Origin of the sequence: Winogradskyella wichelsiae, assembly GCF_013403925.1 — a bacterium.
In the GTDB taxonomy this organism is placed as follows: Bacteria; Bacteroidota; Bacteroidia; order Flavobacteriales; family Flavobacteriaceae; genus Winogradskyella; species Winogradskyella wichelsiae.
The window spans coordinates 1-8,313 of the sequence record NZ_JABFDJ010000012.1; the positions used below are offsets into that span (position 1 = coordinate 1).

Annotated in this window: 7 protein-coding genes and 1 tRNA gene; all 8 read right to left on the bottom strand. The window is 31.3% G+C overall.

Annotated features, from left to right (window positions below; translation table 11 throughout):
- Nucleotides 1–885: 885 nt before the first annotated feature.
- Nucleotides 886–959, bottom strand: a tRNA-Thr gene (locus HM985_RS16625).
- Nucleotides 960–1,030: 71 nt separating this feature from the next.
- Complete coding sequence (locus tag HM985_RS16630) at nt 1,031–1,300, bottom strand: hypothetical protein (protein ID WP_179377343.1); 270 nt, start codon at nt 1,298–1,300, stop codon at nt 1,031–1,033.
- An 82-nt stretch (nt 1,301–1,382) separates the two neighbouring features.
- Entirely contained in the window at nt 1,383–2,354 is a 972-nt protein-coding gene (locus HM985_RS16635; RefSeq protein ID WP_179377344.1) for a type I phosphomannose isomerase catalytic subunit, read from the bottom strand.
- A 4-nt stretch (nt 2,355–2,358) separates the two neighbouring features.
- Nucleotides 2,359–2,769, bottom strand: a complete 411-nt coding sequence (locus tag HM985_RS16640; RefSeq protein WP_179377345.1) for a 6-pyruvoyl trahydropterin synthase family protein — start codon at nt 2,767–2,769, stop codon at nt 2,359–2,361.
- Nucleotides 2,769–3,293: an isopentenyl-diphosphate Delta-isomerase gene (gene idi / locus HM985_RS16645; protein ID WP_179377346.1), complete on the bottom strand. Its 525-nt coding sequence runs from the start codon at nt 3,291–3,293 to the stop codon at nt 2,769–2,771. Before idi ends, HM985_RS16640 begins: the two co-directional genes overlap by 1 nt.
- A 126-nt stretch (nt 3,294–3,419) precedes the next feature.
- Nucleotides 3,420–5,375, bottom strand: coding sequence for an OmpA family protein (locus HM985_RS16650; RefSeq protein WP_179377347.1), 1,956 nt, complete (start codon nt 5,373–5,375; stop codon nt 3,420–3,422).
- An 11-nt stretch (nt 5,376–5,386) separates the two neighbouring features.
- Complete coding sequence (locus HM985_RS16655; RefSeq protein WP_179377348.1) at nt 5,387–6,322, bottom strand: PorP/SprF family type IX secretion system membrane protein; 936 nt, start codon at nt 6,320–6,322, stop codon at nt 5,387–5,389.
- Nucleotides 6,323–6,336: 14 nt separating this feature from the next.
- On the bottom strand, nt 6,337–8,313 hold a 1,977-nt coding region (locus HM985_RS16660), incomplete at its 5' end, for a DUF7507 domain-containing protein (protein WP_179377349.1).

Here is an 8,313-nt window from a genome sequence, read left to right on the forward strand (position 1 = left end):
AATGATTTATTCTCTTGTTTTAAATCAACCGTTTCCAGTTGATTCTTACGCTGTCAATTCAATATGTTAATGAACTTGTTTCTTTACTTTCTCTTAACGTTGTTTTGTTAAGCGGGTGCAAATATAAAACCCTTTTTTCATTCCCACAACTTTAATTTGAAAAAGATTTTAATCTCTTTTCTAAACCAAAACTGTCTGACAATGAACGTTCCGAAACACAACTAACTGTTTTTGTTTCGGGGTGCAAATATAGAACCCTTTTTAAAACTGACAAGCCTTTTTTAGGCTTTATTTTTGAGAATGTTTTAATTGGCTTGCTTTCTGTGTTTTAAGCTGTGAATATTTATTGATTTTGTAGTTGATATCTGCTATATCCCCTACTCTGGCTTGATTTTAAAATGTACTTGTCTTATTATTTTATATGATATGTACGCATTAGCGGTAGTAGCGGCATCCTTTTTTTATTCTATAAATCATTAAATGGTATACATACCATATATAAGTAAGGCATTATTCTATTATAAATGCACCTTCTAAAAAAAGATATAGCGGATGACGCGACGGTTTTGCTCCTTAAAAGCAAAAACGGAATGCCCAAAAATAACTTGAGAGCTATTTTATTTTATATGGTAGACTGTAATTATATATTAAGAAGAACCTTTGTCTACATCACTAAACGAATTTTTACTAGTCTAAATTGAATCGTCTATTATAAGTAGTAAACATATTATGCAAATTTAATAGTATAATGCAGAGAAAGGGTTTTTATTTATTTTGTTAGAGAGCTTGCTGAAACAGATTTATAGAAAAAACTTATGAAGTAGCAAGATTTATAGGCAATAAAAAAGCTCTAACTACTTTGAAATAGTTAGAGCTTTAAAGAAGAGCCGATGGAGGGACTCGAACCCACGACCTGCTGATTACAAATCAGCTGCTCTAGCCAGCTGAGCTACATCGGCAAAAAAAGCTTACCATATATTTCGGTAAGCGAGCGCAAATTTAAAATAGATTTTTAAATATGCAAATAAATTTATTTTAATTTATTTATTTTTTCAATAAGACCTCTTCCTTTAGTCTCTAAATCAGCACTTATCGCTTTAAAATGAGATTTCTTATTTTCTACACTTCTGTCATTAACACGAGTAATTAACTCATCGAAGGTTCCGATTGCTTCATCGATCACTGCTTCACTCTCTTTTGTAGGCTTTTCTGCATTTGCTAATTCCCAAACGTAAACTGCTTCAATAATATCTCCTAATACGTAATTGATATCTTTTTTTAATTCTCTTTTATTTGCCATAATAATTTTAATTTATAATAACCGCAAAAATACTAAATCCTTTTAGTTTAATGATTCTCTTGTTCACTTTTTATCGGAAGTTTTAAATATATACTTCTAATAGTTTTGCATAATTAGATTTTAGTTTAAAATTTTCTACTTCTGCAGGAATTAATATTGTTTCTCCTTTTGAGATATGATCGACTGAATCTTTAGTAGAAATTTCAACTTCTCCATCTACACACATATAAATCATAAATGAATCGTTAGAATTCTTTATGTCTAAATTTGAATTTACTTCTATAAAATTGGTCGTAAAAAAAGGACACTCAACCATTTTATTAGATGTGTTTTTCTCTATTTTATAATCTATTCTAAAATCATCTTCCATTTCAAAATTAAAAGCGTCAATGGCAATATCATTGTGCAATTCTCTTTCATTACCGTCATCATCAACACGGTCCCAATCATAAACACGATACGTTACATCACTAGTTTGTTGGATTTCTGCTAACAACACACCTGCGCCTATAGCATGTATTCTTCCTGCCTCAATAAAATAAGTATCTCCTTCTTTTACTTTATCGAAGTTTAAAATTTTTGTTAAAGATTTTTCGTTTAGATGCTTTAAATAAATCTCTTTATTTACTTTTTGATTAAATCCTACAATAAGATTAGCATCAACATCGGCTTGCATTACATACCACATTTCTGTTTTACCAAATGAATTATGTCTTTTTCTTGCTAACTCATCGTTTGGATGTAATTGAATACTTAAATCTCGTTTGGCATCAATAAATTTGATTAATAGAGGGAATTTATTTCCAAAATGCTTCCAATTTTTACTCCCTAAAAGTCTCGATTTGTAGTTATCGACTAACTCTTGCAGAGATTCTCCTTTTAATTCACCATTAGAAACAACAGATATGTCATTTTTAACTATACTTATTTCCCAACTTTCTCCTAAGTTTTTGGATTTAGAATTTTTATTAAAATATTTATTTAATTTTTGCCCTCCCCATATTTTATCTTTTAATATAGGTTGAAATTTTATAGGGTACAATCTGTTTTTCATACAACTACTTACCTGAATAGGTTACAAAATTTCTAGGTGTTTCGTACAGGGTGATCTCGAGATGAAATTTAGAATCTAGTTTTGATTTTAGTTTATTATAAATAACAACAACAATGTTCTCTGCTGTAGGATTTAAATCTTTAAATTCTGGAACTTCAATGTTTAAATTCTTATGATCGAAAGCGTCTTCCACCTCTAATTTTATTAAATCTTTTAAAGTTTTAATATCTATAACATAACCCGTTTCTGGATCTATTTCTCCTGTAACGCTTGCAATTAACTCGTAATTATGACCATGAAAGTTAGGGTTATTACACAACCCAAAGACTTCTTGATTCTTCTCAAAACTCCATTCCTTTCGATAAAGTCTATGTGCAGCATTAAAATGTGCTTTTCTATGAACGGTGACTTGCATTATTTAGTAACGTTTATAAATTTGTAAAACTTTTCAAAAATAATTTTGAACCAAGCTGTATACCGTTCAGGATTTTCTGAGATATCTTTTTTTACAGCATCTAAGCTCATCCATTTCCAACTTGCAACTTCTTCTGGATTAATTATAGGCTCAGCATTGAAATGCCCTACCATAATATGATCATACTCGTGCTCAGTTAATCCGTTTTCAAAAGGTGCTTTATAAATAAAAGCTGTTTTTTCTTCTAATTCGGTTACAAAACCCATTTCTTCCTGTAAACGTCGCTTACCTGCATCTAAGTTACTTTCACCATCACGTTGATGACTACAACATGTATTTGTCCACAACCCAGGAGTATGATATTTATGTAAAGCACGTTGCTGAAGCATTAGTTCTTTCTTCTCATTAAATACAAACACAGAAAATGCACGATGCAAAAGTGCTTTCTCGTGCGCTTCCATCTTTGCCATTAATCCTATTTGCTTATCGTTTTCATCTACTAAGATGACTTGTTCTTCTGTCATGCCGTAAAAATACCAAGTAAAAGTTTAAAATGCATCAATCTTTTCATAAAAGGTATTCTATAAAACCAAAAAACCTTGTCTGCATGGCACAAACAAGGTATAAACTATAGAAACTATATTTATTAGTTATTCTCTAATTATAAATATTGACCTACGATTTAATTGGTGTTCTTCTTCACTACACTCTGCATTATTAACACAGTTGTTAATTAACTGAGACTCCCCATAGCCTGTGGCAGACAACCTGTTTCTTGCAATTCCATTATCATAAAACCAATGTAATGTAGATTTTGCTCTACGTTTAGATAGTCTTAAATTATGCGCGTCCCTACCTCTAGAATCTGTATGAGATTCTATATCTATTTTTAATTGCGGATATTCTTTTAAAGCAGCTACAATTTTAGCTAATTCTATTTCTGCATCTATACGAATATCAGACTGATCATAATCGAAATAAATGGGTTGTAAAGTTAGTTTACAACCTAAATCATTAGGCAGACAAGGATCTGATAATTTAAGTGTTAAAGGCATGTTTAAAACAATTGGCATCTCTATTGTTTTTGGATTTTTAGGTGTTTCAAAAATTTCTTCTTTAGGATTATACCCTTCTTTATGGGCTCTAATAATATATCGTTCATTACAATCTAAGGTTAATGTAAAAAGTGCATCATCTCCAGTGATTAACGATAGAATTTCATTATTGTTACTATCTAATAACGTTACCTCTGCATTAGGGATTAATGCACCTGTATCCTCATCTGTTACCGGACCTTGAATTTTGATTTCGCAACGCTCCCACATTTGATAGATATCATCACCTCTACTGCCTTCTTCTCCATCTCTATTTGATGTAAAATAACCTATTCTTCCTTCTTTAATTACAAATCCAAAATCGTCCTTTGTACTATTAATTGGCTCTCCTAAAGTTGCAATTTCACCATGACTATCTTTATTTAATTTAGTTAAAAAGATATCTAAACCACCTAAACCTTCGTGACCAGTACTAGAGAAATACAAATTATTTTCTGTACTTATAGACGGAAATGTTTCTCTCGCAACCGTATTAATTTTTGCACCCATATTTACAGGTTCACTATAAGTACCTCCTTCTAAAATATCAACATACCATAAGTCCGACATTCCATAAGTCCCAGGCATATCTGAAGCAAAATAAAGTCTATCTTCTTTTGGATTTAATGCAGGGTGACCAATAGAATAACTGTCACCGTTAAAAGGAAGTTCTATTACATTTCCCCAGGTATTTTCAGTTTTTGTAGCTTTATACATCTTAAGTCTTATCACAAAATCTTTATCTCTTTTTTTCTTACCGTTCAAGAAATTATTTCTGGTGAAGTACATTGTATTTCCATCTTTAGAAAATACTGCTGTACATTCATGATACTTTGTATTTACATCTCCTTTTAAAAGTTCGGCTTTTTTTAAATTCATGTTTTCATCTACAACCACCTCATATAAATCTAAAAACGGTTGATTATCCCATCCTGCCAAGTCCACTGATTTTCCTTTAAAATCGTTAACTGATTTACCACTTGAAGCAAAAACAATTTTATTTCCATAAAACGCTGTACCAAAATCTGAATACTCTGTATTAACCGATATTTTATTTAGTTCAAATAATTTATTATTAACTCCCTTTTCAAATAACGTATCTGCTACATTTTTATATGAATTTATGGTTAAAGGTTTTCCTCCCATAGTTTCATAAAGTTTCATTAATCTTTCTGCTTCTTTTAGATCACCTGCACTTTTAAAACATTGTGATGCTCTAAAGTAATCCGTGACCAATAAATCATTTGGAAATTCATTGATCAATTTGTAGTACCATTTTGAAGCTCCAGAATACTCACTATTAAAATAGTAAGTTTCACTCAATTTCCTATAAATTTCAGCTGACCGATAGCCATTTGCAACAACTTTTAAATAAATCTCTCGAGCATCTATAAATTGGTATTTATCATATTTGGCATTCGCTGTTTCTAGCTTTCCTATTTGAGCAAAAGAGCTCGCAAAGAAAAGACATGATAAAAAGCATAGTATTATTTTATATATGTATGTATTCATGATCGTTTGGTTTAGAAAAATCTAGGCGTTAGTATGCGTTCAACATTTTTAAAAACATCAAATTTTAAGAAAATTTCATACGATCCGTCACTATAAGTTTCGATATTTGTTGTTTGGTAATCATACCCTAAGCCTATAAATAGCTTATTGGTAATTTGAAATCCTGCCATAGCTGTAATAGCTGCATCAAATCGATATGCTGCTCCCAACGTAAGCTTATCATTTATTAGAAAATTTGCAGAAACATCAGCTTGAAGAGGTGAGCCATCTACATACTTTACCATTGTTGCGGGTTTAAACTTTAAATTTTCATTAATATCAAATACATATCCAGCTATTAAGAAATAGTGCAAGCGCTCTACAGCAAAATCTTCTTCGCTTATATTATCTATACTATTAGAATTATAATGCTTAGATTTTAAAAGATTAGGTACTGACAACCCTGCATAAAACTTGTTAGTGTTATAATAAATTCCTGCGCCAATTTGAGGGTGAAGTTTATTATCAATATTCTCTGAAAATTGCGCATCATTACCATCAAAAATATTTAACTCTGTATAATCTACATTCAGAAAATTAACACCTCCCTTTAAACCAAAGGATAATCTCGACTCTTCTGAAAAAAGCAAAGAATATGAATAATCTACTACAATATTGGTCTCTACAGATGGACCTATTCTATCATTTACAATAGACAGACCTAAACCCATTTTTTTATCTTCACCAATAGGAGAACTAACATTAAATGTTCCTGTTTTTGGTGCGCCTTCAAACCCCACCCATTGAGACCTATAGAGTAGCCCAAAATTTAATACCTCTTTGGATCCTATATAGCCTGGATTAATAACCTGTGTATTATACATATATTGTGTATACTGTGAATCTTGTTGAGAAAAACTCAAACTAAAACTCATAAAAACTAGCAGTAATAAAAAATAATATTTCATAAGATTTTTGGGGTTTAGTTATTTTTTATATATAAATATCCTTTATCTGTTAAAGTTTCTCTTTCAATAAACCTTTGCAGTATATAGAAATAGGTTCCTGTAGGTAATTCCTTATTTCTATTTATAGTACTACGACCATCGGATATTCCTTTAAAGACTTTTCCATTAATACCGTAGCCATCCATTTCATAAATTAAAATTCCCCATCGATTAAATATTTTAAGATTATTATCTGGATAGTTTTCTATTCCAACGATTTTAAAGAAATCATTATCACCATCTTCATCTGGTGTAATTCCATTAAATATTTCAAAATCAGGGTCAACTAATCCAGGTAAGATCGTTACAGTAGGATCATCTGGTTCATCATCATTGTTAGCATCTATATCATCAAAATTATTTGGATCATCAGAAGTATCAGTATAAATATTCCCATCAGCCCCAGTGCTTGTTACAACAGCTTGATTTGTAATTGAACCATTTACTATATCTTCTTCAGTAAGTATGTATGTTGCTGTAAAAGTTGAATTATCTATTTCTCCTGAATCTAAATACACAATTGGACCACCATCTACTACAATACCAGGAAGTGGATCTTCTATATTAATGTCATATAATGTGATCATTCCGGTGTTATAAACTGTGAATGTATATTCTATTGTTTCTCCAATATCTGCAAAACCATTTCCGTTTGCATCATTAAATTCACCTACTTTTTCAAGAGATATAGATCCTGATTGACATATTAGAGTAACTGTGATATCATTTTCCATTTCACTGTCATCATCTGACAGATCCATGATCATAGAACCATCCATCATATTCATTCCTGTTAGAGTCGCCTGATTAGTAACCACACCTGCATCAATATCTAATTGCGTTAAAGTATAATCTCCAAAATAAAACCAAGTTTCGTCAACATCTAATATGTTATCACCATCATCATCACCAGATACCATAGTCATTACTCCACCTAACATGTTATCGGTTAACTCTATTAAAGGCACACTTAAATTACCTTCATTAGTGACAGCAAACGTATAAGCGATAGTCTCACCTACATTACCACATCCATCTCCATTATCATCATTCATCACACCTATTTTAACAACTGCAATTGCTGCTCTTTGGCATAAAAGCATCTCTGTGATCTCATTTTCCAGAGTACTATTATCATCTGATAAATCTGTTAAAACAGAACCATCGGTACTGATCCCTGATACTGTAGCCTGATTATTGACTATACCTGTATCAATATCTAATTGTGTTATAGTGTAATCTGAAGTATAAAACCAAACTTCATCGATATCTAACTCATTGTCAGAATCATCGTCACCAGAAGCTAAGTTCATTATTCCCCCTAACATCGTATCATTTAATTCTACAGAAGTTATACTTGAATTACCCAAGTTAGTTACTGTAAAATTATAGGTTATAGTTTCACCAACATTAGCACAACCATCTCCATCAAGATCATTGTAAATACCTGTTTTAATAACTGCAATTCCACTTTCTTGAGGTAATACTGTTTCTGTAATGTCATCTTCTAAAACTGAATCATCATCTGAAAGATCTGTTAATGTAGACCCATCCGAACTTGTTCCGGTTACTGTGGCTTGATTACTTACAATACCTGCATCAATATCTGATTGAAGTATCGTATAATTTGCTGTGTATAACCAAATTCCATCAACAGCTAATATATTATCATTATTTAAATCTCCTGATGCTAAGGTAATTACACCACCTAACATAGCGTCAGTTAAGATAACATTTGTAATTGCTAATTCGCCTTCATTGGTTACTGTGAAGTTATACGTGATGGTTTCCCCTAAGTCTGCGAAGCCATCATTATTTTCATCATTAAATATTGAACTTTTAATCACTGCGATTCCACTTTCTTGAGGCATTACTGTTTCTGTAATGTCATCTTCTAAAACTGAATCATCATCTGAAAGATCTGTTAATGTAGATCCATCCGAACTTGTTCC